The organism is Flavobacterium sp. 21.1 (assembly GCF_057801535.1).
Genome location: NZ_JBYNXA010000002.1, coordinates 250,475 through 274,739 on the forward strand (window position 1 = coordinate 250,475; position 24,265 = coordinate 274,739).

The 24,265-nt window shown below is 39.2% G+C and carries 19 protein-coding genes and 2 tRNA genes; 8 read left to right on the forward strand and 13 right to left on the reverse strand.

Going from position 1 to position 24,265, the window contains the following annotated elements:
* Positions 1 to 42 precede the first annotated feature (42 nt).
* Positions 43 to 1,275: an ATP-dependent Clp protease ATP-binding subunit ClpX gene (gene clpX / locus AC3E9U_RS04505; RefSeq protein WP_488745721.1), complete on the forward strand. Its 1,233-nt coding sequence runs from the start codon at positions 43 to 45 to the stop codon at positions 1,273 to 1,275.
* A gap of 38 nt (positions 1,276 to 1,313) precedes the next feature.
* Here clpX and AC3E9U_RS04510 read toward each other — a convergent pair whose 3' ends face one another.
* From AC3E9U_RS04510 to mutS, 5 genes are all read right to left on the reverse strand, one after another.
* Positions 1,314 to 1,655, reverse strand: a complete 342-nt coding sequence (locus tag AC3E9U_RS04510) for a YegP family protein (protein ID WP_488745722.1) — start codon at positions 1,653 to 1,655, stop codon at positions 1,314 to 1,316.
* 181 nt (positions 1,656 to 1,836) lie between these two features.
* Positions 1,837 to 3,408 carry an OmpA family protein gene (locus AC3E9U_RS04515; RefSeq protein WP_488745723.1) on the reverse strand — a complete coding sequence of 524 codons (1,572 nt, stop codon included), beginning with the start codon at positions 3,406 to 3,408 and terminating at the stop codon, positions 1,837 to 1,839.
* A gap of 216 nt (positions 3,409 to 3,624) precedes the next feature.
* Positions 3,625 to 3,708 (reverse strand) — tRNA-Leu (locus tag AC3E9U_RS04520).
* Between the two features lie 14 nt (positions 3,709 to 3,722).
* A tRNA-Gly gene (locus AC3E9U_RS04525) sits at positions 3,723 to 3,795 on the reverse strand.
* Between the two features lie 143 nt (positions 3,796 to 3,938).
* Positions 3,939 to 6,545, reverse strand: a complete 2,607-nt coding sequence (mutS, locus tag AC3E9U_RS04530; protein ID WP_488745724.1) for a DNA mismatch repair protein MutS — start codon at positions 6,543 to 6,545, stop codon at positions 3,939 to 3,941.
* Positions 6,546 to 6,690: 145 nt separating this feature from the next.
* On the opposite strand from mutS, the gene AC3E9U_RS04535 reads away from it, so the two are divergent.
* Positions 6,691 to 7,239: a DUF1573 domain-containing protein gene (locus AC3E9U_RS04535; protein WP_488745725.1), complete on the forward strand. Its 549-nt coding sequence runs from the start codon at positions 6,691 to 6,693 to the stop codon at positions 7,237 to 7,239.
* 69 nt (positions 7,240 to 7,308) lie between these two features.
* Complete coding sequence (locus AC3E9U_RS04540; RefSeq protein ID WP_488745726.1) at positions 7,309 to 7,851, forward strand: RNA methyltransferase; 543 nt, start codon at positions 7,309 to 7,311, stop codon at positions 7,849 to 7,851.
* Between the two features lie 8 nt (positions 7,852 to 7,859).
* Here the strand turns inward: AC3E9U_RS04540 and folK are convergent, their stop codons facing one another.
* Positions 7,860 to 8,987, reverse strand: a complete 1,128-nt coding sequence (folK, locus tag AC3E9U_RS04545; protein WP_488745727.1) for a 2-amino-4-hydroxy-6-hydroxymethyldihydropteridine diphosphokinase — start codon at positions 8,985 to 8,987, stop codon at positions 7,860 to 7,862.
* Positions 8,988 to 9,111: 124 nt separating this feature from the next.
* Between folK and sppA the strand changes: the two genes are divergently transcribed.
* Entirely contained in the window at positions 9,112 to 10,878 is a 1,767-nt protein-coding gene (sppA, locus tag AC3E9U_RS04550; RefSeq protein ID WP_488745728.1) for a signal peptide peptidase SppA, read from the forward strand.
* A 101-nt stretch (positions 10,879 to 10,979) separates the two neighbouring features.
* Positions 10,980 to 13,592 (forward strand): AsmA family protein, encoded by a 2,613-nt coding sequence (locus AC3E9U_RS04555; RefSeq protein WP_488745729.1) that lies wholly within the window; start codon positions 10,980 to 10,982, stop codon positions 13,590 to 13,592.
* Between the two features lie 29 nt (positions 13,593 to 13,621).
* Here the strand turns inward: AC3E9U_RS04555 and AC3E9U_RS04560 are convergent, their stop codons facing one another.
* Positions 13,622 to 14,419 carry a DUF2797 domain-containing protein gene (locus AC3E9U_RS04560; RefSeq protein ID WP_488745730.1) on the reverse strand — a complete coding sequence of 266 codons (798 nt, stop codon included), beginning with the start codon at positions 14,417 to 14,419 and terminating at the stop codon, positions 13,622 to 13,624.
* A 130-nt stretch (positions 14,420 to 14,549) separates the two neighbouring features.
* On the opposite strand from AC3E9U_RS04560, the gene AC3E9U_RS04565 reads away from it, so the two are divergent.
* On the forward strand, positions 14,550 to 16,076 hold the full coding sequence (locus AC3E9U_RS04565; RefSeq protein ID WP_488745731.1) for a GH3 auxin-responsive promoter family protein: 1,527 nt from the start codon (positions 14,550 to 14,552) through the stop codon (positions 16,074 to 16,076).
* Between the two features lie 202 nt (positions 16,077 to 16,278).
* On the opposite strand, the gene AC3E9U_RS04570 is transcribed toward AC3E9U_RS04565, so the two are convergent.
* The 3 genes from AC3E9U_RS04570 to AC3E9U_RS04580 form a co-directional block, all read right to left on the reverse strand.
* A complete protein-coding gene (locus AC3E9U_RS04570) occupies positions 16,279 to 16,524 on the reverse strand; it encodes a hypothetical protein (RefSeq protein ID WP_488745732.1) in 246 nt (81 codons plus the stop codon).
* Positions 16,525 to 16,732: 208 nt separating this feature from the next.
* Positions 16,733 to 18,889, reverse strand: coding sequence for a S46 family peptidase (locus AC3E9U_RS04575; RefSeq protein WP_488745733.1), 2,157 nt, complete (start codon positions 18,887 to 18,889; stop codon positions 16,733 to 16,735).
* A 53-nt stretch (positions 18,890 to 18,942) separates the two neighbouring features.
* Positions 18,943 to 20,187, reverse strand: a complete 1,245-nt coding sequence (locus tag AC3E9U_RS04580; protein WP_488745734.1) for a 3-deoxy-D-manno-octulosonic acid transferase — start codon at positions 20,185 to 20,187, stop codon at positions 18,943 to 18,945.
* 100 nt (positions 20,188 to 20,287) lie between these two features.
* Here AC3E9U_RS04580 and AC3E9U_RS04585 point away from each other — a divergent pair, with 100 nt between their 5' ends.
* Together AC3E9U_RS04585 and galE are read left to right on the forward strand one after the other, a co-directional pair.
* Positions 20,288 to 21,418 carry a DegT/DnrJ/EryC1/StrS family aminotransferase gene (locus AC3E9U_RS04585; protein ID WP_488745735.1) on the forward strand — a complete coding sequence of 377 codons (1,131 nt, stop codon included), beginning with the start codon at positions 20,288 to 20,290 and terminating at the stop codon, positions 21,416 to 21,418.
* A 59-nt stretch (positions 21,419 to 21,477) separates the two neighbouring features.
* Complete coding sequence (galE, locus tag AC3E9U_RS04590; RefSeq protein WP_488745736.1) at positions 21,478 to 22,503, forward strand: UDP-glucose 4-epimerase GalE; 1,026 nt, start codon at positions 21,478 to 21,480, stop codon at positions 22,501 to 22,503.
* An 85-nt stretch (positions 22,504 to 22,588) separates the two neighbouring features.
* Here galE and AC3E9U_RS04595 read toward each other — a convergent pair whose 3' ends face one another.
* From AC3E9U_RS04595 to AC3E9U_RS04605, 3 genes are all read right to left on the reverse strand, one after another.
* Complete coding sequence (locus tag AC3E9U_RS04595) at positions 22,589 to 22,840, reverse strand: hypothetical protein (RefSeq protein ID WP_488745737.1); 252 nt, start codon at positions 22,838 to 22,840, stop codon at positions 22,589 to 22,591.
* A 254-nt stretch (positions 22,841 to 23,094) separates the two neighbouring features.
* A complete protein-coding gene (locus AC3E9U_RS04600; protein ID WP_488745738.1) occupies positions 23,095 to 23,478 on the reverse strand; it encodes a DUF3037 domain-containing protein in 384 nt (127 codons plus the stop codon).
* Positions 23,456 to 24,247: a HipA family kinase gene (locus AC3E9U_RS04605; RefSeq protein ID WP_488745739.1), complete on the reverse strand. Its 792-nt coding sequence runs from the start codon at positions 24,245 to 24,247 to the stop codon at positions 23,456 to 23,458. The genes AC3E9U_RS04600 and AC3E9U_RS04605 overlap by 23 nt, the downstream gene beginning before the upstream one ends.
* Positions 24,248 to 24,265: the final 18 nt, after the last annotated feature.

A 24,265-nucleotide genomic window follows, 5' to 3' on the forward strand; every position in this document is an offset into this window, starting at 1 on the left:
ATTGAATTTCAGCTGCGGCTGAAGTTTACAATCTATTAAAAAATGGCTAAAGAAGTATTAGAGTGTTCTTTTTGCGGAAGGAAAAAGCCAGAAACCAATTTGTTGATTGCCGGAATCAATGCTCACATTTGTGATAAGTGTATCGAGCAGGCTCACGGCATTGTGCTTGAAGAATTGAAACAAAGCGGAGCATCCGGATTGCTTACCGACTTGGTGTTAAGTAAACCAAAGGAAATTCGCGCCTTTTTAGATCAGTACGTGATCGGACAGGATCAGACCAAAAAAGTGCTTTCTGTTGCGGTGTATAACCACTACAAACGTTTGTTGCAAAAGCAATTTGATGATGAGGTGGAAATCGAAAAAAGCAACATCATCATGGTGGGGCAGACCGGGACCGGAAAGACATTGGTGGCTAAAACGATTGCGAAAATGCTGAATGTTCCGCTTGCGATAGTAGATGCAACGGTATTGACCGAGGCGGGATATGTAGGAGAGGACGTGGAAAGCATCCTTACCCGATTGCTGCAGGCTGCCGATTACGATGTGGCTAAAGCGGAAAGAGGAATCGTTTTCATTGACGAGATTGATAAAATTGCCCGTAAAAGCGATAATCCTTCGATAACCAGAGATGTTTCCGGAGAAGGGGTGCAACAGGCTTTGTTGAAGCTTTTGGAAGGAACTGTTGTGAATGTTCCGCCTAAAGGTGGTCGTAAACACCCGGACCAGAAATTCGTTGAGGTAAACACCCAAAATATTCTGTTTATTGCCGGAGGTGCTTTTGATGGTATCGACCGAATCATTTCCAAACGATTAAATCGTCAGGCAGTGGGCTACGGTTCATCTAAAAATACAGATGCAATCGATAAGGATAATCTGTTACAATATATCATTCCGAAAGACATTAAGGATTTTGGGTTGATTCCAGAGATTATCGGACGTTTGCCTGTATTGACACACATGGATCCTTTGGATAAAGCAACTTTGCGAGCTATCCTTACGGAACCTAAAAACGCTTTAGTGAAACAATATAAAAAGTTGTTCGCTATGGATGATGTTGAGTTTGGTATTTCGGATGAAGCTTTGGATTTTATCGTAGAAAAGGCTTTGGAATACAAATTAGGTGCCCGCGGATTGCGTTCGCTTTGTGAAGCTATCCTAACGGATGCCATGTACGACTTGCCAAGTTCAGATGAAACCAGTCTGTATATTGATAAAGAGTACGCAGAACATTCGCTGAGTAAAAATCTGCTCCAGCGTTTGCAGGCTGCTTCTTAAATAAAAAAATCCCGATTCGTTCGGGATTTTTTTATGTTTTAATCGAAAAATATTTCTTCGGAAAAGTCAAGTATTTCCGAGTCGAGAAAGTTGTTCTTCATTTCATCCAGTCCTTTGGCTAAAAGCAATTCAGTTGTGAATTTTCTGCTGATGCCATGTATGTGGTCCTTCAGGATAAGCTTGAAGAAGAACTTGCCTGCAGGGGTTTTAAATTTTAAAAACGAGGTATTTTCAAAGCGCTGCTTTAAAAGCCAAATGTCTTTTTCGCAGTCTTCTTTGCTTTTGTAGCTCTGACTCGTAAAAAGCGTTTTTCCTTTTCGGGAATTGAATTCGAATTTGATTAATCCGTTCTCTTTTCTGCTGATAACGAAAGTTCCCATTTGTGGTTATTGTTTTAAAGGCTGCAAAAATATAAAAGTCCCGAAATATACCGGGACTTTTTGTTTAAACTGCATGCTGCTTTTCGTTTATTTTTGTTTTTTCCGATTTTACATACCTCGCTTTGCAATTCCATAGGGTTATTACGCAAAGGACTTTAACATAAACTGTTTTTTTCATTTGTTATTCGATGATAAATTCAATTCTTCTGTTCTTGCCGTCTTGTTCTTCTGTGCATTTAACGCCGCAGTTGAATTTCAATTGTGTTTCACCAAATCCTTTGTACGTTAATCGGTCGGAAGAAATTCCTTTGCTGATCAGATAAGTATAAGCTGCCTTAGCCCGTTTGTCTGATAAGTTCATGTTGTATGTGTCAGAACCTTTCGCATCTGTGTGGGCATTGATGGCAATTTTCATTGCCGGATTATCATTCAGCACTTCGATGATTTTGTTTAATGAAAGTTCGGATTCTTGCTTTACTGTTGCTTTATTGAAATCGAAATAAATGTTTTCAATTACAATGGCGTTATCAACAATTGCCGCTTTCGTTTGTTTTAAGGCAATTTCTTTGTTGTAATTGCTGTTGGCATTGCTCCAGGCTTTGAAAGTGGATTCGTTGCTGTCGTAACCTTCTTTTTCAGTTAAGATGGAATATTGGGTTAGTGGTTCAACATTTAATGTTATCCTTCCGTGGTTGTCCGATGTGATGTTTTTGATCACTTCGCCAAATTCGTTTTTAATCAACACTTTTGCGTTCGGTAACGCGGTTTTGGAGTTGGTTTCTATCACGATGGCGTTTAGGCTTTGATTAATGCGGGTTAGTTCAAATTTGTAAACATTGAAATCGCTTTTGTCGCTGTTTTTATTTGATGAGATATAACCTCTTGTAGGGCTGCTTAAGATAAAAGCTAATTCATCGTTTGGTGTATTTAGGGTATTGCCTAAATTGGATCGGTTGGTAATTCCGTTATCTGTTAAAGAAGCTCTGAAGATATCGTATCCGCCATAAGTTTCGTGTCCTTCCGAAGAAAAGTAAATATGTCTGTCGGCAGTATAAGGGTGTTTTTCGTTTTTTGATGAATTTACTGTTGGTCCCAGATTTACTGGATTTCCGAGAGTGCCATCAGAAAGTATATCGGCTGCATAAATATCGAATCCGCCAAAACCTCCGGGTATATTGGAAGCAAAATACATTCTTTTACCGTCCGCGCTAACTGAAGGTGTTTCTACGGAATAGTTTTTATTGTTGATGGATAATTCCTGTATGTCTTTCCAGTACCCTTTAATTTCTAAATCTAAAGTAGCTTTAAGAATCTGATACCGGTTTGGATTATCGGCGTATGATCTTGTCAGGTATATTGTTTTTTGGTCCGGCGAGAAGGCTACCCCTCCTTCGTTGTTTTCTCCGTCAAGTAATCTTGAAAAAACGATGGGTGTGGAAAGGTTTCCGTGCTTGTCGATATTCACACAAAATAAATTGTTGTTTGCTGTGTTTGTATTGGCGTCGACGGTTACTTTGGCAAAGCCTCTTTTTTTGTTGGATAAGATCAGGTATTTGTCTTTAAAGAAAGTTGAGCCTACTTCTGATAGTTCAGTATTGATGCCTGCATCGTCAATGATAAAGTTCATTCCTGCGGTTTCCATTGTTGCGGCAGTTAATGCTTTGCTTGTGGTTTTTGTGTTTTGTCGACCTTGTGAAAAGGCGGAAAAAGAAAGTGTGATGAATGAAATCAACACTAGAACTTTTGTTCTCATTTTTGCGTTTTAGTTTTGTTTTTTGAGGATTCGATTATAAATGTTTAAAATCGAGCGCAAAAATACTTATTGTTTTGCAGAAATATTAAATAATCGACAAACGGCAAAAATAATCGACAAGTTACATTTGTAACATATTTTAATCTAAATGTTTTAATTGTAACAACTAAAGGTGAGGAATAAAAAAAGCCTCAAACATTGTTTGAAGCTTTTTTGTACTCAAGGCGGGACTTGAACCCGCACGGACTAATGTCCACTGGATTTTAAGTCCAGCGTGTCTACCAATTCCACCACTCGAGCATTATATTGGTTTGAGCGAAAAACGGGGTTCGAACCCGCGACCTCAACCTTGGCAAGGTTGCGCTCTACCAGCTGAGCTATTTTCGCATTATCATCTTTTTAAAGAACCGCAACACTTGTTCTGTATTGCGAGTGCAAATGTAGCACATAAATTTAATTTCGCAAGTGTTTTGATTAAAAAAAATGAAACTTTTTTTTAATTCTTTGATAACGTATGCGTTATAAAATGATTATTTTTTGCCCAGCATACGTTTAATTTCGTTTAGCTTCATCAGTGCCTCAACCGGAGTTAAGGTATTGATGTCTAAATTCAGGATTTCTTCCTTGATTTCCTCCAAAAGCGGGTCGTCCAAATTGAAAATACTCAGCTGCATTTCTTCTTTATCCGATTTTATTCCGGCTAACGCTTCTCCCGAATGATCTTTTTCGAGCTTCTTAAGAATTTTTCCGGCCTTTGCAATTACAGTCTGCGGCATACCGGCCATTTTCGCTACATGAATACCAAAACTGTGCGCGCTTCCTCCTTTTACCAGTTTTCGGATGAAAAGAACGGTGTCTTTCAATTCCTTAACTGAAACATTGAAATTCTGAACACGCTCGAAAGTTAGTTCCATTTCATTCAGTTCATGATAATGGGTGGCAAACAGTGTTTTCGGTTTGTTCGGATGTTCGTGCAGATATTCGGCAATGGCCCAGGCAATCGAAATTCCGTCATATGTTGAGGTTCCTCGTCCGATTTCGTCTAACAATACCAGGCTTCGGTTAGATATATTGTTCAAAATCGAAGCGGTTTCATTCATCTCTACCATGAACGTAGATTCACCCATAGAAATGTTGTCGCTGGCGCCCACACGCGTAAAGATCTTGTCGACAATCCCCATACGCACATTTTCCGCAGGTACAAAACTTCCCATTTGAGCCAATAAGACGATCAATGCGGTTTGACGAAGGATCGCGGATTTACCCGACATGTTCGGACCGGTAATCATGATGATCTGCTGGCCGACATTATCAAGAAAAACATCGTTTGAGATATAAGGTACACCAGCAGGCAACTGTTTTTCAATCACCGGATGACGACCGTTTTTGATGTCCAAATCAAAACTTTCATCCAATTCAGGGCGAACATAATTATTTTCAATAGCCAGTTGGGTGAATGAACACAAACAGTCTAATTGTGCTACCAGATTGGCATTCAGTTGAACCGGTCTGATGTACGTGGAAATCCATTGCACCAATTGTTCGAATAATTCCGATTCCAATTTGTGGATTTTCTCTTCAGCGCCTAAAATCTTGGTTTCATATTCTTTCAGTTCTTCTGTAATGTAACGCTCGGCATTTACTAAAGTCTGCTTGCGAATCCATTCTGCCGGAACTTTATCTTTGTGGGTATTTCGGATTTCAATATAGTAACCGAATACGTTGTTGAATGATATTTTTAAAGATGGAATTCCGGTTTTTTCACTTTCGCGGGCTTCCATGGCCTCAAGATATTCTTTTCCTGAAAATGCAATGGTACGCAACTCGTCCAATTCCGGATGAATTCCTTTCGCGATCGCATTTCCTTTATTGATAGCTACAGGAGCCTCCGGATTTAATGTGGTTTTTATTTTTTCGCGCAATAAGTCGCATGAATGTAAACTGTCACCGATAGTTTTTAAGGCTTCATTAGTGCTTTCCAAAGCTTGTGTTTTCATCGGGATGATAGCATCCAGGGAATTACACAGGTAAACCACTTCACGCGGACTCACTTTTCCGGTTGCGATCTTCGAAATCAAACGTTCCAGATCGGAAATCTGTTTGATCTGTTGCTGCATTTTTTGCAGTACTTCGCTGTTGGTTTTCAAATATTCCACAACCTCATGTCTTCCTTCAATTTTTTTGGCGTCTTTTAACGGAAGAGCCAACCAGCGTTTCAGTAATCGCCCGCCCATTGGGGAAAGCGTTCTGTCGATGACCTCTAATAAAGTAACCGCATTAGGATTGTAGCTGTGGTATAATTCTAAATTGCGAATTGTAAATTTATCCATCCAAACATAAGCGTCTTCTGCAATACGGTGGATGTTGGTGATATGCTGAATTTTGTTATGCTGTGTTTCGGACAAATAATATAAAATTGCTCCCGAAGCAATGATGCCTTCCTGTAGTTCCTCAATGCCGAAACCTTTAAGTGAATTGGTCTGGAAGTGAGTGGTAAGGCGTTCAAAGGCGTAATCTTCTTTATATATCCAATCCTCAAGGAAAAAGGAATGGAAATCTTCGCCAAAATGTTCTTTAAACTGATTTTTATAATGCTTCGGAACTAAAATCTCACTCGGATTAAAGTTCTGCAATAATTTGTCAACATATTCTTCATTGCCCTGAGCCGTTAAAAATTCTCCTGTGGAAACATCAAGGAATGAAACGCCTACATTTTTCTTTCCGAAATGAACCGAAGCCAGAAAATTGTTGGATTTCGAGTGCAGTACTTCGTCGTTCAGTGCGACACCCGGTGTCACCAATTCCGTCACGCCTCTTTTTACGATGGTTTTGGTCATCTTCGGATCTTCCAGCTGATCGCAAATAGCTACTCGAAGACCTGCCTTTACCAGTTTTGGAAGATAAGTGTTTAAGGAGTGATGCGGGAATCCTGCTAATGCAGTCTCCGAATCCGAGCCGGCACCTCTTTTGGTTAAGGTAATGCCCAAAATGCCTGAAGCGCGCACGGCGTCCTCGCCAAAAGTTTCATAAAAATCACCTACACGGAAAAGCAAACAGGCATCGGGATATTTGTTCTTTATCTCGTTGTATTGCTTCATTAATGGGGTTTCTTTAGGCGCTTTTTCTTTTGTTGGCATGATTATTGGTTTATTTGCAAATATACACGAAGACTTTATTCCGGAAATAGTTGTCTTAAAAATTAATTAAAATTAAGTTTTATTGAAAATTGAATTATCTTTTTTAATAGATTTGCCTTCTAAATGTTTAATAAACAAATTAGTTATGAAAAAAATATTGCTACTAAGCGCGTTTTTTGTATTTGGCTTAACAGCTGCTACGGCACAAGAAACTGCTAAAACGACAAAAGTTACTACTGAAGTAAAAACAACTAAGAAATCTAAGAAGTCTAAAAAGACTGCAGTTGCTACTCCTGAAGTTAAAGGACCTGGAATTGTTTTCGAAAACGAAACTATCGATTACGGAACAATCAATCAGAACGAAAACGGTCAGAGAGAATTCGTATTCACTAATAATGGTAGCGAGCCATTAGTGATTAAGAGTGCGCAAGGATCTTGTGGATGTACAGTGCCTGAAGCTCCAAAAGAGCCAATCGCACCTGGAGCAAAAGGTGTTATCAAAGTAAAATATGATACAAACAGAGTAGGTGTGTTCCAAAAGAACGTAACCATTACTACTAATATTTCTGATACGCCGAAAATTTTAATGATTAAAGGTGATGTGAAATCTGTTGCAGCTCCAATTACTCCAGTGACTCCAACTCCGGTTGCAAGTCCTGTGGCTCCTGCAAAAGTTCAGGAAGTAAAAAGCTAAATTTTTACGATAAATAAAATAGGAAGCCTTCAAAATGTTTAATTTTGGAGGCTTTTTTAATGCATCAAAATGAGAAAACTGGCCAACAGCGAACTGGAACGCAAAAATATAGAGGAGTTTAAACAGGCGGACAAGACGCCCATTATCATTGTATTGGATGATATTCGAAGTCTGCACAACATCGGTTCGGTATTTAGAACTGCCGATGCTTTTTTAATCGAGAAAATCTACCTGTGCGGAATTACCGCGACACCGCCAAATAGAGAAATCCATAAAACGGCTTTAGGTGCCACGGAAACGGTAACCTGGGAATATGCTAAAGACGTGCTGGAAGTTATACGGCAGTTGAAAGACGAGAATATTTCCGTTTATTCAATCGAACAGGTTGAAAATTCTGTTATGTTGAATGATTTTCAGGTGGAATCAGGACAAAGATATGCCTTGGTTTTCGGAAATGAAGTAAAAGGAGTAGCGCAGGAAGCCATTCATCTGAGCGATGGAGTGATTGAAATTCCGCAGTTGGGAACCAAGCATTCATTAAACATATCCGTTAGCGCCGGAATAGTGGTTTGGGATCTGTACCAAAAAATAGCGGATTTGAAAATGAGCTAATTTGAAAATTATTTCGAATTTATTTTTTCAAGGATTTTTAAGTAATCTTCCTGATTTTCCATAAAGTCCAGATCGGAAACATCAATGACCAAAACGTTTAAATCGGTTTGAGTTTGGATGTGATCCAAATAACTCTGGTTAATCTTCTCCAGGTATTCGGCAGGGATTTCCTGTTCGTATGAACGGCCACGCAACTTGATCTGTTGAAGCAAGCGTTCCGTATTTTGGTATAAATACACAAAAAGATCCGGTTTGGGCATTTCTTTGTAGATAATGTCGAACAGGTTTCGGTACAGTCGGTATTCGTCTTCTGCCAAAGTGACTTTCGCAAAAACCAAAGACTTGAAAAAGTGATAGTCGGAAACTATGAAATCTTTAAACAGATCGAACTGGGATAAATCATCTGATAATTGCTGGTGACGGTCGGCCAAAAAAGAGATTTCCAAAGGGAAAGCATAGCGATTCTGGTCTTCGTAGAATTTAGGCAAAAACGGATTATCGGCAAACCGCTCCAGCACTAACTTCGCGTTAAAGTCTTCCGAAATTTTAGTAGATAAAGTCGTTTTGCCTACGCCGATATTGCCTTCAATCGCGATATGTTTAAATTGGTTGATTTTGAAATTTTCTAAAGGTGTATTTAGGCTTTCAACCACTTTACAATCGCTTTTATCATCTGTTTCTTTTATCAGATCTGAAATTGTTTGTTTGGTTTTCGGATGCAGCCAATCCAAATTTAGATCCTGCATCGGTAATAGGACGAACAGTCGGTTTTGCATCTGCGGATGCGGGATGTGCAATGTTTCGGTTTCCAAAACCAGTTCGTCAAAACTAATGATGTCGATATCAATAAGTCGCGCCTGATAACCTTGTTGCTCACTTCTTATGCGACCAAGCTGTTTTTCCGTTTCCATAATCTTGTCTAAGATCTTTTGTGCAGAAAAAGACGTATGCACTAATACAGCGCAATTATAAAACGCATCGCTGTCAAATCCCCAGGAAGGCGTTTCGTATATTTTGGAAACACGAATAACGGTACCTATGGTTTTGTGAATTAAAGAGATGCAGGCTTGTAGGTTCTCCAAACGTTCCCCCTGATTACCTCCTAACGATAAAACAACTTGATGCTGACGGTTCATGTGGCAAAATAACTAAAAGTATTTCAGTATTTAAGATTTTTCAGCAGGATACTTATAAACTTATTTTGGTCTTCAGGTGTAACAATTTTAACATTTTGACTACCTATCATAAAAACAAAAAGAAATGAAATTTTTAGGAAATGTACTGGCAACAATCGTGGGATTGTTTGTGTTTTTTATGATCTTTTTCTTTGGGATCGTATTGATCAGTGCCATTTTTGGTGGTGACGGTGATCATGTAGCCGTGAAAGACGATTCGGTTATCGAGTTGGATCTTACGGAAGTATGTCAAGATTACGGCGGACAATTCAAGTTTACCGATTTTGATTATTTTGAAACCAAACACGATGGTGTTGCTGATGTTTTAAATGCTATTGAAGCCGCTAAAACCGATGATAAAATTAAAGGAATTTCAATTCTGAACAGTGAATCACAAATCGGATTGGCGCAAAGCAAAGCCATTCGTCGCAAACTGGAAGAATTCAGGAAATCAGGTAAATTTATAGTGTCTTACGCCAATGCATTTTCACAGAAGGAATATTACCTTAATTCAATCGCCGATACAATCTATCTTAATCCGGTAGGCGAAATGGATTTTAAGGGATTGTCAGCCGAAGTATTGTTCTTTAAAAACTTTGAAGATAAATCCGGGATTAAAATGGAGGTAATCCGTCACGGAAAATACAAAAGTGCCGTAGAGCCGTTTCTGGAAAATGAAATGAGTGAAGCCAATCGCGAACAAATGAGTGAATTGCTGAACTCGATCTGGAATTCTGTGGTGGCTGATATTTCCAAAAGCAGAAATGTATCCGTAGACAGCTTGAATGCCATTGCTAACTCATTGGGAGCACGTACGCCGGAATTAGCGTTGAAAAAACATCTGATCGACAAAATAGGATATGAAGATGAATACCATAACGGTATCCGAAAAGCATTGAAAGTGGACAAGGATGAGGAGTACAATAAAGTAAGCATTTTGGATTATGCCGAAAATGTAGCCAGAAGCAATACCGATTATAGTAAGAAAGATAAAATTGCCATCGTGTATGCCCAGGGTGAAATTCAATCCGGTGAAGGCGATGTGAGTTATATAGGGGAAGGATCCATGCGTCGTTCTTTGGAGGAAGCGCGTAACGACGAGAATGTAAAAGCCGTAGTTTTAAGAGTGGATTCTCCGGGAGGAAATGCGTTGACATCCGAACTGATCTGGAGGGAAATCGAACTGACCAAGAAAGTAAAACCGGTAGTGGTGTCCATGGGGAATTTAGCCGCTTCGGGAGGTTATTATATTTCTTGTAATGCCAATACGATTTTTGCGGAGCCAAATACGATTACCGGTTCCATTGGGGTTTTCGGGGCTTTGCCGAATTTCCATCCTTTGGCAACAAAATTGGGGATTAACGCCGAGCAGGTAAAAACCCATCAGAACGCAAGCGGTTACAGTGTTTTTGAACCAATTAACGAAAAATTTAAGGAAGTAACGACCGAAAGTATTGAAACGATTTACACTACATTTTTAAAACGCGTATCGGCGGGAAGAAAAATGACGACCGAGCAGGTTGATGCTATTGCCCAAGGTCGTGTTTGGACCGGTGCCGATGCTTTAAGGCTTGGATTAGTGGATAAGATCGGAGGAATGGATGCGGCTATTAAGCATGCGGCATCGTTGGCAAAGATCAAGGAATACAGAACAGAAGACTATCCGGAATATGAAAAGACCTTTGAAGACTGGCTTCGAAATTTCGGTGGAATCTCAATGTTCCAGTCAAAAGAAGCTTTGATTAAAGAAGAAATCGGAGCGGAGAACTATCAGGTTTTAGAGCGCATCCGAAAAGCAAACCAGCGAAGAGGTACACAGGCGGTAATGCCGTTTGAGTTGAACATCCAGTAAAAAATCCAATCTCATTTCATACTAAACCAACTTATTTTATGTTTTCATTTATAAGTTGGTTTAATTTTTGTAGTACTTTCGTGAAATAAATAGTTCAAGCCATGGTGAAGAAAATTTTAAAGATTACAGGAATTTCTCTGTTGATCATAGTTGTTGCGTTAGCGGCGACACCTTTTTTGTTTAAGAACAAAATTAAAGAGTTGGTGGTTAAATCCATAAATGAAAATGTGGATGCCAAGGTGGCTTTTGAAGACGTGGGCTTGAGTTTGTTTAAAAATTTCCCCAATGCCAGCGTTACCATTGATAAGTTAAGTATTATCAACAAGGCGCCTTTTGAAGGGGATACGTTATTTTATGCCGGTGAAGTCAATCTGAAAATGTCGGTTAAAGAACTGTTTAAAGGAGAAGGAGAGGCGATGAATATTGAAGGTTTTTCCTCAAAAGACGGATTGGTGAATATCATTTTTAATAAAGATGGTGTCGGTAATTTTGATATTGCTTTAAAGGATCAAAAACCGGAAGATGAGTCAAAAAGCAAGCCATTTGCCATGAGCATTCAGAAATATTCCATTGAAAATCTGCGTTTTCGCTATACCGATGAAAAGTCGAAGATTAAAATGGTGATCGATAGTCTGAACCATGAAGGAACTGGTGATTTAGCGGCAGATAAACTGGATTTAACCACGAAATCCACTGCGAAACTATCGCTGGATATGGATAAGATGAACTACATGAAAGACGTAGCGTTATCTTTGGATGCCGTTTTGGGAATCGACATGAAGAATCAAAAATATACGTTCCGAAACAACAAAGCTTTGATCAATCAATTGCCGTTGGAGTTTGACGGATTCATTCAAATGGTGGAAAAAGGACAGGTTTATGATCTGAAATTCAAAACACCTACTTCGGATTTCAAAAACTTCCTGGGATTGATTCCGGCAGCTTATGCAGGCAATATCAATACGGTAAAAACAACGGGTGAATTTAGAGTGAACGGAACTGTGAAAGGAGAACTGACCGATACGACTGTTCCGAAGTTTAATATCGGAATCGCGTCCGACAATGCGTCTTTCCAGTATCCGGATCTGCCTAAATCGGTACAGGATATTCATATCGACACAAAAATTATTAACGAAACCGGTTTGATGAACGATACTTATGTGAATTTGGATAGATTATCATTCCGTATCGATCAGGATGTTTTCAACGCAAAAGCCAATATCAGAAATGTGGCCGAAAATGCCTTGGTGAATGCCGAATTGAAAGGAATTATCAATCTGGCCAATGTGACAAAAGCTTATCCGGTGAAATTAGATAAACCGCTTTCCGGAATTCTGAAAGCCGATGTGGTGACAAAATTCGATATGAAATCGGTTGAAACCAGTCAGTACCAGAATATTCAAAACTCAGGAAATTTGTCGCTTACCGGATTTAATTATACGGGTCCTGAAATGGCAAAACCGGTTCAGATTTCACAAGCGGTTGTGGCATTTAATCCGAACCAGATCCGTTTGAACCAATTGGATTTAAAAACCGGAAAATCAGATGTCCATCTTACCGGAACTCTGGATAATTTCTACGGCTTCGTGTTTAAGGATCAGATCCTGAAAGCAAATTTCAATATGAGTTCCAACCAGTTCTTGGTTTCCGATTTTATGGCGCCATCTGCACCGGCTAAGGAAGGAACGGCGAAGAAAGAAGCGGTTAAAATCCCGGCCTTTTTAGATTGTACTGCAACGGCAAACGCAAATACGGTCGTGTATGATAATCTGACGTTAAAAGATGTATCCGGAAAAATGATCATCCGTGATCAGGCCGTAACCCTTCAAAATCTGAAATCCAGTATTTTTGACGGGACAATCGGAGTGGATGGTGTGGTTTCTACGAAAGGGAAAGTGCCTTCGTTTAAAATGAATTTAGGTTTAAATAAAGTGGATATCGCTAAATCATTCACTCAATTGGACATGTTGAAGTCCATCGCGCCTATTGCTGGAGTAGTGGACGGAAAACTGAATTCGACGATCAATCTTTCCGGAAATTTAGATGCTATTGAAATGACTCCGGATCTGAAAACCATTTCGGGTGATTTGGTAGGGCAATTGCTGGGCGCTAAAGTTAATGCCCAAAATTCGCAAGTATTGTCTTCGTTGTCTTCTAACGTTAAATTCATTGATGTAAATAAGTTGAGTCTGAATGATGTTAAGGCAGCACTGTCTTTTACTAACGGAAGAGTGAACCTGAAACCGATGGATTTGAAATATCAGGATGTTAAGGTGACAGTTGGCGGATCGCACGGTTTTGACCAAACCATGAATTACAATCTGAAATTTGATGTTCCGGCAAAGTATTTAGGGCCTGAAGTAAATAAATTGCTTGCAAAACTTACACCGGCAGAGCAAGGGAAAATTGAAAATGTTCCGGTAAATGCCACGATGACCGGAAATTTCAAAAACCCAAAGATCACTACCGACATGAAGCAGGCAATGACTAATGTGACCACGCAGTTGATTAACTATCAGAAAAATAAATTGCTGAATCAGGGAGCTTCTGCTTTAGGAAATATTTTAGGCGGAACCAAAGGGAATACGACTACACCGAAGGATACTGCTAAAACAACTACTCCAAAACCAAAAACGGATGTTAAATCAGCGGCGGAAGATGCTATTAAAGGTTTGCTTGGGGGTAAGAAGAAAAAACCACAACAAACACCTTAAAATAAAAAGCCCCTTAGTTGGGGCTTTTTTTATATTAAATCGATTTGAACCACATAACCTTCAAAGGTGCGGACGTTGAAAACCGTTCCGTCTTCAAAGATGAGGTACTGACCTTTTACTCCGGATAATTTTCCGGAAAATTCTTGGGTTTTGTCCAGGTTCAAACTGTTGACTTTTTTAGGGTATTCCAAAACAGGATAAACCAGATCGTATTTTTTTTCGGGTATCGGTTGGAAATAAGGCTGTACTTCCTCCGGAATCAGATTGCTCAGGCTGTTTCTTTCGGCCACTAAATCGACACTCGGGATTTCGTTTTTAAGCATCTTCTGCCAATTAGTTTTGTCAGCGTAATGGTTTTTTAAAGCCACCTCTGTAATCCCCGCTAAATAACGGTTGGGAACTTCGACGATCGGCACGGCTTCAATTGCTCCTTGGTCGATCCATCGTGTTGGCACCTGCGTTTTTCGGGTAACACCCACTTTTATCTCACTCGACAGGGCCAGATAAACTATGTGCGGTTGTAATTGTACCTTTTTTTCGTATTCTAAGTCGCGGTCAGCAATATCTAAATGGGCAGTGCTCAATTCCGGTTTCATGATCCAATCACCTGCGGCAGCACTTGACATAAAACAGTCGTAACAGAATCCCTGGCGGAAAATTTTCTTCTTTTTTCCGCAATTCAGACACTGATAACCCATAAAGGTAATTTTCAATTCTTTGTTCAACAGCTGGTTAATGTTCAAATAGCTGTTTTCAAAAACAAGATAATACTGAATCGGGTTTCCGAATTCGGTTTGCATTTTCGTCAGTACGCCTTCGTATGTCATTTTTTAAAGGATTTGAAAATTTAGGAATTGGGTTTGCGGGGCAAAATTATTGCTAAAATTTGTTATATTTGGTAAAGTTGTAAAGTTATAATTCCTATTTTACAATTCATAATTCATTAATTGCGAAAAGATGCCATTAACCATTATAAATTCAATTGCGTCCTGGATACTGAAAAAGAGAATTCATCAGATGGAATTGTTTTTGAAATATCCCAATGAAGTTCAGGAAGAATTGCTTTTCAATTTGCTTCGAACGGCCGAAGGAACCGTATTGGGAAGAAAATATGAATTCTCGACGATAAAGAGTTACAAGACCTTTTCGGAAAGAATTCCGGTATCGACCTATGAAGAACTGGAGCCTCTGATTGAGCTTACCCGTAAAGGCGAGCAGAATGTGTTTTGGAGTACACCAATCAAATGGTTTGCCAAATCAAGTGGTACGACCAATGCGAAAAGTAAATTCATCCCGGTGAGTAGTGAAGCGCTGGAGGATTGTCATTATAAGGCCAGTAAAGATTTGTTGTGCCTTTATTTGAATAACAATGAAGAATCGGAATTGTTTACGGGTAAAAGCCTTCGTTTGGGAGGAAGTAAACAGTTGTATGAGGATAACAATACCTTTTTTGGGGATTTGTCGGCTATTTTGATCGATAATATGCCTTTTTGGGCGGAATTCAGTAGTACGCCAAGCAATAAGGTGTCGTTGATGAGTGAATGGGAAACCAAAATAGCGGCCATTATTAACGAAACCAAAAATGAAAATGTTACCAGTTTTGCCGGTGTTCCATCGTGGATGTTGGTATTGCTAAACAAGATGCTGGAGGCTACCGGAAAAGAGAGTTTGCTGGAAATTTGGCCGAATCTCGAAGTGTATTTTCACGGTGGGGTAAGTTTTGAACCGTACCGCGAGCAATACAGAAACATTTTGCCGAAAGCTGATTTTAAATATTACGAGATTTATAATGCCTCCGAAGGTTTTTTTGCTATTCAGGATCTGAACAACTCAAGTGATTTGTTATTGATGCTGGATTACGGCATTTTTTATGAGTTCATACCAATGGATACTTTTGGGACGCTTAACCAGCGCGTAATTCCTCTGGCAGAAGTACAAATGAATAAAAATTATGCTGTGGTAATTACTACCAATTCCGGTTTGTGGCGCTATCTGATTGGAGATACGATTCGTTTTACGTCGTTAAGTCCGTATCGCATTCGTGTCACCGGAAGGACAAAACACCATATTAATGTGTTCGGCGAAGAACTGATGGTTGAAAATACGGATATGGCATTGGCAAAAGCTTGTCAACAGTTAAATTGTGAGGTGATTGATTATACCGTGGCTCCGATTTTTATGGAAGGAAAAGAAAAAGGAGCGCATGAATGGATGTTGGAATTTAGAAAGATGCCTGAAAACATTGATGAATTCAGTAAATTGTTGGATTTGTGCCTGCAGGAAGTAAATTCGGATTATGAGGCGAAACGTTATAATAATATGACGTTAAATCCGCTGGTTTTAAATGTGGCGCGGACCAATTTGTTTTATGATTGGCTGAAAGAGCAGGATAAGTTAGGCGGACAGCATAAAATTCCGAGATTGTCTAATCAAAGAGATTATCTGGAACAATTAAAGACGTTGCAGTTATCTGAAATAGTTTAAATTATGAAGAAAGTATTGTTATTGATGGTCTTTGCCGGGCTGGCTGTTTCATGCGGTCCCAAAAGATTGGGCTGTGGGCCGGGAAGATGTGAAGTGGTAAAAGCACAAAAAAAGATTTCAAAACCTTGTTGAAGTTTTAGCTAAAGCCTAAAAAAAAGTCCCGCTATGCGGGACTATTTTTTTTCTTACTGTATTTAAAATACTAGTGAGCAGCTGGAGCTTCAGCAGCTGGAGCAGCAGCAGGAGCAGCAGTCTCAGTAGCAGGAGCAGCAGTTTCAGCAGCAGGAGTTGCAGCAGAATCAGTTTCAGTAGCAGTAGCCTCAACAGCCTCTTCAGCAGCTGGAGCAACTTCTTCAGTTACAGTTTCTTCTTTTGCAGTTTCTTTACATGATACGAAAGAAACACTCATCATAGCTACTAAAGCTAAGCTTAAAACAACTTTTTTCATCTTACTAAATTATAAAGGTTAATTATTAATTCGGGGCAAAGATATAAATTTTTTTATACGATGAAATAATTTTTTTTCATTTTTTAAAAAAAATATTCCCTTGAATCCCACTGCTGTAAAAACAAATTTCATGCCATTTTTATCAAATTGAATTTGTAAGTTAAATTTTTCTTTGTTATATGGTATGTATTTGATTTACAGTTTGGTGCTATTTTTTCTTGGTTTTTGCCGGTGTAACCAATTTCATCTCCTGAATCAGATTTTTTGCTCCGGCATATTTATCAATTACGAACAAAACATAACGCATATCGACCATAATATTCCTACATATCGAAGGATCGTATTGAATGTCGCTCATTGTTCCTTCCCAAACACGGTCAAAATTCAGTCCGATAAGGTTTCCGTTTGCATCCAGTGCCGGGCTTCCGGAATTACCGCCGGTTGTATGATTGGTTGCAATGAAGGCTACAGGCATTTTACCGTTTTTGTCTGCATACGGGCCATAATCTTTGGCATTGTATAAATCAATCAGCTTTTGAGGAACATTGAATTCATAATCGCCGGGAATGTATTTTTCCATCACTCCGTCTAAATAAGTCATCGGCTCATAGCTCACAGCATCACTTGGTTCGTAGCCCTTTACTTTTCCATAGGTAACGCGAAGTGTGCTGTTGGCGTCAGGGAAAATACGCGCTGATTTCGGACTCAATTCCAGTATCGCTTTCATGTAAGTACGCTGCAATGCAATATTCTTCAGGTTTAATTCGTCGTATTTAGGTGCTACATTTTTATTGTAAGCATCAGCGATCGTTTTTACTAACATGTATGCCGGGTCCTGATTTATTTTTGAGATCACGGATTTTGCATCACCGTCCATTAGTCCTTTTAATCCGTTATAAGAAGTTAATTTCGAATTAGCGAAAATAGATTTGGCTGCCGATTCTGCATTGATGTTTTTAATGCTTTCCGGTAAAAACTGTTGCGGTGATTTTTTAGCATAAAGATCAATCAGCTGCTCAAAAACTTTTTCGTCTACATTAGCATTGAAATCTTTGTATAAAGGTTCAAATCCTGCGATCAGGTTGGCTTTTCTGTCGTTGAAAGCCTGTTCTCCTTTGGTGTTGTACACTTGTTCCAGTTGGTATAAACGATAACCGAAGCTTAAGATTTCCGTATTTCTTAAAACAACTTCCGAAAAGTAATCTCTGGCTAAAGCATAAGGAGCGATAGCATCGTATGTTGTTTTGAAATCAGGTAAAATAGTACCGTATTCAGCCTGTTTTCCGGCTTTGACAACTTTCGATGTAAAGTCTTTTTCAAATTGTTGTTTGATAGCAACGGCATTGACTTTTTTCAGTCCTTTTGATTCGCCGATCCATTTTTTCCAGTAATTAGCCACCTGTGCATATTTAGCGGCGTACTGAATTTTGATGGCGTTGTCTTTTCTCATAAAACCATCCTGTGTTTTTAAGGCACGGTCACGGATTTCAATTTTTGCGGGATTTAACGAATTTACGATTTGCTCCACAGCATAAGATGGTAAGTATTCCTGAGTTCTTCCCGGGTAACCCATTACCATAGTGAAATCGTTTTCTTTCACACCCTGAGTAGAAACAGGGAAATAATGTTTCGGTACATACGGTACATTGTCTTTAGAGTATTCCGCCGGACGGTTGTCTTTTCCCGCATAAATTCGGAACAAAGAGAAATCACCGGTATGACGCGGCCAAACCCAGTTGTCTGTATCCGAACCGAATTTTCCGATCGATGAAGGCGGTGCTCCCACCAAACGAACGTCCTTGAAGGTTTCCGTTATAAATAAAAGGTACTGGTTTCCGTCATAAAAAGTACGGATGCTGTTTTCCTGCCATGATTCTTTGGGAAGGGTTTTGTTCAGCATCGCGATGTTTTCCTGGATTTTCTTTTGTTTTTCTGCTTCCGTCGGAAGATTAACAACACCTTCCATAACCTTATTGGTAACGTCTTCAATTTTTACGATGAAGGTTACGAATGCATCTTTGTTAGGTAATTCATCTTCCATTTTATAAGCCCAAAAACCGTCGGTTAAGTAGTCGTGTTCTACGGAAGAATGGTCCTGGATGTTGTTGAAACCACAGTGGTGGTTGGTAAGGATCAGTCCTTTCGGAGAAATTACCTCGGCGGTACACCCTCCGTTAAATTGAGGAACCGCATCTTTTAAACTGGAATGGTTCACCGAATAAATAGCATCGGTACTGATTTTCATTCCCATATTTTTCATTTCGGTTTCGTTCATCCCTTTCAGTAAAGAAGGAACCCACATACCGCCTTGTTGGCCATATATCGGAAGAACGAATAAAATAACAAGTAGTTTTAGAAATTTCATAGTGTGAATTTAAGAGTGTGCAATTTACAATTTTTGAATTTCAGTAGCCTGATTTATGATTTATAATTTGTTTTGATATGATTAATGATCGTATTCGTCGCTCCTTTATTCATCTGAACAAAAGTGCTGCAGATGTGTCCTTTTTCATAGCGCTCGTCTTCGTTCTGAGTCAGTAGATCAAATGCCTGATTTAATTCGTTCTGATTGGAAATAGAGATACAACCTTCAATATTGACCAAGGCCGTCGCTTCTGCAAAATGAGAATAATTCGGGCCGATTACCACCGGAATCCCAAAAGTTGCCGGTTCCAGAATATTGTGAACGCCCGGATTTCCGAATCCACCACCTACATAAGCAATATCGGCGTAGCTGTATATTTTGGTCAGAATACCAATCGTGTCAATGATGAAAACCTGTGAATCAGGAAGATTTTGATTTTCTTTTTCCGAAAATAAAACCGTTTTTTTAGCGATAGCGTTTCTTAATTGCTGAATCTGATCCGGTTTGATGTTGTGGGGTGCGATGATGAACTTCACATCGGGATCAGATTGATTGATGTAATTCGTTAGTAATGATTCGTCTTTAGGCCATGAACTTCCGATGACAACCGTAGTCGCCTCTCCTTTGAAATCAGCAATAAAATCCAAAGAATTATCACGGTCCAAAATGGAGACCACGCGATCAAAACGAGTGTCGCCCGATACTTTTGCATTGTGAAAACCGATACTTTGAAGCAGTTTTTTTGAGCTCTCGTTCTGAACAAAAAAATAATCGATGTTTTTTAATGCATTTCTGTAAAAACCGCCATACCATTTAAAGAAACTCTGCTTTTCCCTGAAAATTCCTGAAATCAAATAGGTTTTGATGTTCTGTTTTTTGAGTTCATTCAGGTAATTGGGCCAGAATTCATATTTGATGAAGAACGCTATCTCCGGACGAACTAACTGCAAAAAGGTTTCTGCATTTTTTTTAGTATCCAGGGGAAGGTAAACTGTTGCATCGGCAACCGTATTGTTTTTGCGCACTTCATAACCGGAAGGAGAAAAGAAAGTCACCACAATTTTATGCTCCGGGAATTCTTTTCTGATTTCTTCCATTACCGGAAGTCCCTGTTCGTACTCGCCAAGTGAAGCGGCATGGAACCAAATGGTTTTGTCGGAGGAGGAAATTTTGGATGAAAGTGTGCTGAAAACCGACTTCCGTCCATCCACAAATAATTTGATTTTCGGGCTGAATAAGGCCACAATCTTAAGTAAAAAACCGGCTATTCGAACCACAATATTGTAGAGGAAAAACATAACTTTTCTTTTGTCGCGCTAAAATACGGTTTCTTTTTATTATCCTTAAATCATTCTACTTTAATTCGTATTTTTGCGTGTTTTTAAATCGACTTTTCAAATGAGAAAATTACAAATGGTTGACCTTAAAAGTCAATACGAAAAAATAAAAGATACCGTAAACGCTTCTATTCAGGAGGTTTTAGACACCAATACTTATATTAACGGACCGCAGGTGCAGCAATTCCAAAAAAGTCTCGAAGATTATTTGGGTGTTAAGCACGTGATTCCTTGCGCTAATGGTACTGATGCCTTACAGATTGCCATGATGGGATTGGGTTTACAGCCGGGTGATGAAGTAATCACTGCTGATTTTACTTTTGCGGCGACTGTTGAAGTTATTGCTTTACTGAAACTTACTCCTGTTTTAGTGGATGTGGAAGTGGATAATATGAACATTTCATTGGAAGCGATTAAAAAAGCGATTACTCCTAAAACAAAAGCAATCGTTCCGGTGCACTTGTTCGGTCGTGCGGCCAATATGGATGCTATCATGGACATTGCTAAAGAACACAATTTGTATGTGATCGAGGATAATGCTCAGGCGATTGGTGCTGATTTTACTGATAGAGACGGTGTTAAGAAAAAAGTCGGGACTATCGGTCATGTGGGAGCAACTTCATTCTTCCCTTCTAAAAACTTAGGTTGTTACGGGGATGGAGGTGCAATCTTTACTAATGATGATGATTTGGCTCACACACTTCGCGGAATCGTAAATCACGGAATGTATGTTCGTTATCATCATGATGTGGTGGGAGTGAACTCGCGTCTGGACAGTGTTCAGGCGGCGGTTTTAAACGCAAAACTACCGTTTTTGGATTTGTACAACGAAGCAAGACAAAATGCTGCCCGAAAATATTCAAAAGGATTTGAGGGACATAAAAATATCATAGCTCCGGTAATTCCAGATGAATGCGACTGGCATGTTTTCCACCAATACACCTTGCGCATTATTGATGCGAACCGTGATGGGTTGATGGATCATCTTCAGGCGAAAGGAATTCCGTGTGCTATTTATTATCCGATTCCATTGCATAGTCAGAAAGCGTATTTGGATCCGAGATACAAGGAGGAGGATTTCCCGGTAACGAATCAATTGGTGAAAGAAGTAATTTCATTGCCGATGCATACCGAGTTAGACGACGAACAAATCGGTTTTATCGTCGATTCTGTTCTTGAATTTTTTAAATAGTCTGTTATAAGGCTTACTTTTATAGAACACAATTATTAATAAATTCAAGGTAAAAGGAAATGAAAATACTTGTTACAGGTGGATTGGGTTTTATCGGATCGCATACAGCGGTGGAATTGCAAAATCAGGGTTTTGATGTTGTGATTGTCGATGATTTATCTAATTCTTCCCCGGAGGTATTGGATGGGATCACAAGGATTACCGGAAAAAAACCTGAATTTGAGAAGTTAGATCTACGCGAAAAAAAAGCTGTTGAGGATTTTTTCAGACGGCATAACAATATTTCGGGTGTAATTCATTTTGCCGCGTCAAAAGCTGTAGGTGAAAGTGTTGAAAATCCACTCCTTTATTATGAAAATAATATCAATTCGTTGGTGTATCTTCTTAAGGAATTGGAGAAATTAAGTGAAGCTAATTTTATTTTCAGCTCTTCCTGTACGGTTTACGGTCAGGCCGAAAAAATGCCGATCACAGAAGATGCTCCCGTTCAGGAGGCTATGTCTCCTTATGGAAATACAAAACAAATCGGAGAGGAAATAATTAAAGACGTCGTTAGGGTGTCCAACATAAATGCTGTTTTACTGCGCTATTTCAATCCGATCGGTGCCCATCCAAGTGCTGAAATAGGTGAGTTGCCAATCGGTGTACCACAGAATTTAGTGCCGTTTATTACCCAAACAGGAATAGGGCTGCGCGCGGAATTATCAGTTTTCGGAGATGATTATCCGACACCGGACGGAACCTGCATCCGGGATTATATCCATGTGGTTGATTTGGCAAAAGCGCATGTGGTAGCATTACAGCGTTTACTGCAGAAAAAAAACACCGAAAAGGCCGAACTCTACAATGTAGGCACCGGTAAAGGAAGCTCGGTGTTGGAGGTTATCACAGCTTTTGAAAAAGTGAGCGGACAGAAATTACCATACAAAATTGTAGGCCGAAGAAGTGGAGATATTACCGTAGCGTATGCAAATACAGATAAAGCCAATACTGTTTTGGGATGGAAAGCCCAATCTACATTAGAGGAGGCGTTGAACAGCGCCTGGAAATGGGAACAGAAGATCCGAAAAGTAGTAGTTAAATAAAAAAAATCCCAAATTATTGATTTGGGATTTTTTTTTAAAGATTTGGGTATAAATAAAAAAAGGCCGGTTTCCCGACCTTTAAAAATTACTTTTTAACCTCTTCTTTAACTTCTTTTGCAGCTTCTTTACCAGCTTCTTTAACTTCTTTAGCAGCTTCTTCTACTTTTGCAGTAGCAGTATCTGCAGCAGTTTCCATTGCAGCAGCAGCAGTATCAGCAGCTTGAGTCATTTCAGTTGCAGCAGCATCTGTTGCTTCTTCCATTTTCTCTTCAGTTTTTTCTTTACAAGAAACCATTAATGCTCCAACGAAAGCTAAAGCTAAAAGTGTTTTTTTCATTTTTTAATTTTTAAGAATTAATAATTATTTATACTAGCGATAAAGTTAAAATTTTTTTTTAATTAAAAACATTTAAGGTAAAAAAAATTAATCCCGCCTCGTTTTTTTTGAATTATGCGGACAGTGTCAGTGCCTCTTTATTGATTTTGTTTACCGATCCGACTACTACTTTTCCTGAATCTCCAATTGATTTTAGGATTTTGATACTATCAGTAATAATTAGTATCGGAAGTGTGATCTTTGCTTTAACAACGCTATAAAACCAATTCCTTAAATAAATTTTCAAAAGTCTTATCCAAATCCATACTAAATCCGGGATGTGGTCTTGAAGTTTGTATGCTTGAACTCCTGACAGCAGTAAGCCAACGGAAACGTTCTGCGATTTCAAAAGCGGCAATAGGACCCCCTTCGCTTTTTCCTGAACAGATTTTAGTGAATGATGTGAGGTTTTCTTCCAATTGTTCCAGATCAAAATCCGGGCAGAACGACTTTATTTTTTCTGCCGGGATTTTATGTTCTATTCGTAAATATTTTTCCCGTTTTGAAAAAAGTATCAATCCGATGTTGATGAATTCTTCGCGTTCAACTTTTGGTACGACACGAATTACGGCATATTCATATAAGTGTTTTTCGTGCATCTTGTATTTGTTTTAAAAATAGGTTCGCGTTTGCTAATCGAATGGATAAAAACTGAAAATAAACTTCTTTGATTTTCTCAGGAGAAATTGCTCCGTTTTCCCATTGTAACCAATCTGTTGGAATTAAATTTACGAGTTCTTTCAGGACCGTTTCGTTCAATTTCTCGGTAAATTCTTTATGAACTTCTTCTATTTTTGTTGCTTTTGGTAACAAAACATGATCTTTTATCAGAGGAAAAGGACTCATAGCATTTGCTTTCCAATTCTCCCAGGAATGGTGAAAGTAAAAAGAGGCACCGTGGTCAATCAACCAAAGTTCTTTGTGCCAAATGAGTAGATTGGTGTTGCGAAACGTTCGGTCCACGTTAGTGATAAAAGCATCCAGCCAAACTATTTTTGAAGCCAATAGCGCATCACAATTATTTACGGCAGCGTCATAGGTTATTGCTCCGGACAGATAGTGCAATCCTAAATTCAATCCCTGACTGAATTGCAATAAATCCTGAATTTCCTCGTCACCTTCCGTTCTTCCAAACCCTTCATCTAGTGTGGCAAAAACCAATTCCGGGACGGGCAAGCCTAAGAAACGGGCAATTTCTCCACCCAGTAGTTCGGCAATCAGTGCTTTTACGCCATGACCGGCACCGCGAAATTTCAAAACGTATTTAAAATCGTCATCGGCTTCGGCCAGTGCGGGCAATGAACCTCCTTCGCGCAATGGAGTTATATACCGGATTACATTTACGGTTCGTAAATTTTCAGGATTCATAGTGTATAATTCTTGTAT

What these genes read in the sequence shown, in the direction of transcription:
- clpX (WP_488745721.1), top strand. Translation starts at nt 43, where the DNA reads ATGGCTAAAGAAGTATTAGAGTGTTCTTTTTGCGGAAGGAAAAAGCCA.
- AC3E9U_RS04510 (WP_488745722.1), bottom strand. Translation starts at nt 1,655, where the DNA reads ATGGGAACTTTCGTTATCAGCAGAAAAGAGAACGGATTAATCAAATTC.
- AC3E9U_RS04515 (WP_488745723.1), bottom strand. Translation starts at nt 3,408, where the DNA reads ATGAGAACAAAAGTTCTAGTGTTGATTTCATTCATCACACTTTCTTTT.
- mutS (WP_488745724.1), bottom strand. Translation starts at nt 6,545, where the DNA reads ATGCCAACAAAAGAAAAAGCGCCTAAAGAAACCCCATTAATGAAGCAA.
- AC3E9U_RS04535 (WP_488745725.1), top strand. Translation starts at nt 6,691, where the DNA reads ATGAAAAAAATATTGCTACTAAGCGCGTTTTTTGTATTTGGCTTAACA.
- AC3E9U_RS04540 (WP_488745726.1), top strand. Translation starts at nt 7,309, where the DNA reads ATGAGAAAACTGGCCAACAGCGAACTGGAACGCAAAAATATAGAGGAG.
- folK (WP_488745727.1), bottom strand. Translation starts at nt 8,987, where the DNA reads ATGAACCGTCAGCATCAAGTTGTTTTATCGTTAGGAGGTAATCAGGGG.
- sppA (WP_488745728.1), top strand. Translation starts at nt 9,112, where the DNA reads ATGAAATTTTTAGGAAATGTACTGGCAACAATCGTGGGATTGTTTGTG.
- AC3E9U_RS04555 (WP_488745729.1), top strand. Translation starts at nt 10,980, where the DNA reads ATGGTGAAGAAAATTTTAAAGATTACAGGAATTTCTCTGTTGATCATA.
- AC3E9U_RS04560 (WP_488745730.1), bottom strand. Translation starts at nt 14,419, where the DNA reads ATGACATACGAAGGCGTACTGACGAAAATGCAAACCGAATTCGGAAAC.
- AC3E9U_RS04565 (WP_488745731.1), top strand. Translation starts at nt 14,550, where the DNA reads ATGCCATTAACCATTATAAATTCAATTGCGTCCTGGATACTGAAAAAG.
- AC3E9U_RS04570 (WP_488745732.1), bottom strand. Translation starts at nt 16,524, where the DNA reads ATGAAAAAAGTTGTTTTAAGCTTAGCTTTAGTAGCTATGATGAGTGTT.
- AC3E9U_RS04575 (WP_488745733.1), bottom strand. Translation starts at nt 18,889, where the DNA reads ATGAAATTTCTAAAACTACTTGTTATTTTATTCGTTCTTCCGATATAT.
- AC3E9U_RS04580 (WP_488745734.1), bottom strand. Translation starts at nt 20,187, where the DNA reads ATGTTTTTCCTCTACAATATTGTGGTTCGAATAGCCGGTTTTTTACTT.
- AC3E9U_RS04585 (WP_488745735.1), top strand. Translation starts at nt 20,288, where the DNA reads ATGAGAAAATTACAAATGGTTGACCTTAAAAGTCAATACGAAAAAATA.
- galE (WP_488745736.1), top strand. Translation starts at nt 21,478, where the DNA reads ATGAAAATACTTGTTACAGGTGGATTGGGTTTTATCGGATCGCATACA.
- AC3E9U_RS04595 (WP_488745737.1), bottom strand. Translation starts at nt 22,840, where the DNA reads ATGAAAAAAACACTTTTAGCTTTAGCTTTCGTTGGAGCATTAATGGTT.
- AC3E9U_RS04600 (WP_488745738.1), bottom strand. Translation starts at nt 23,478, where the DNA reads ATGCACGAAAAACACTTATATGAATATGCCGTAATTCGTGTCGTACCA.
- AC3E9U_RS04605 (WP_488745739.1), bottom strand. Translation starts at nt 24,247, where the DNA reads ATGAATCCTGAAAATTTACGAACCGTAAATGTAATCCGGTATATAACT.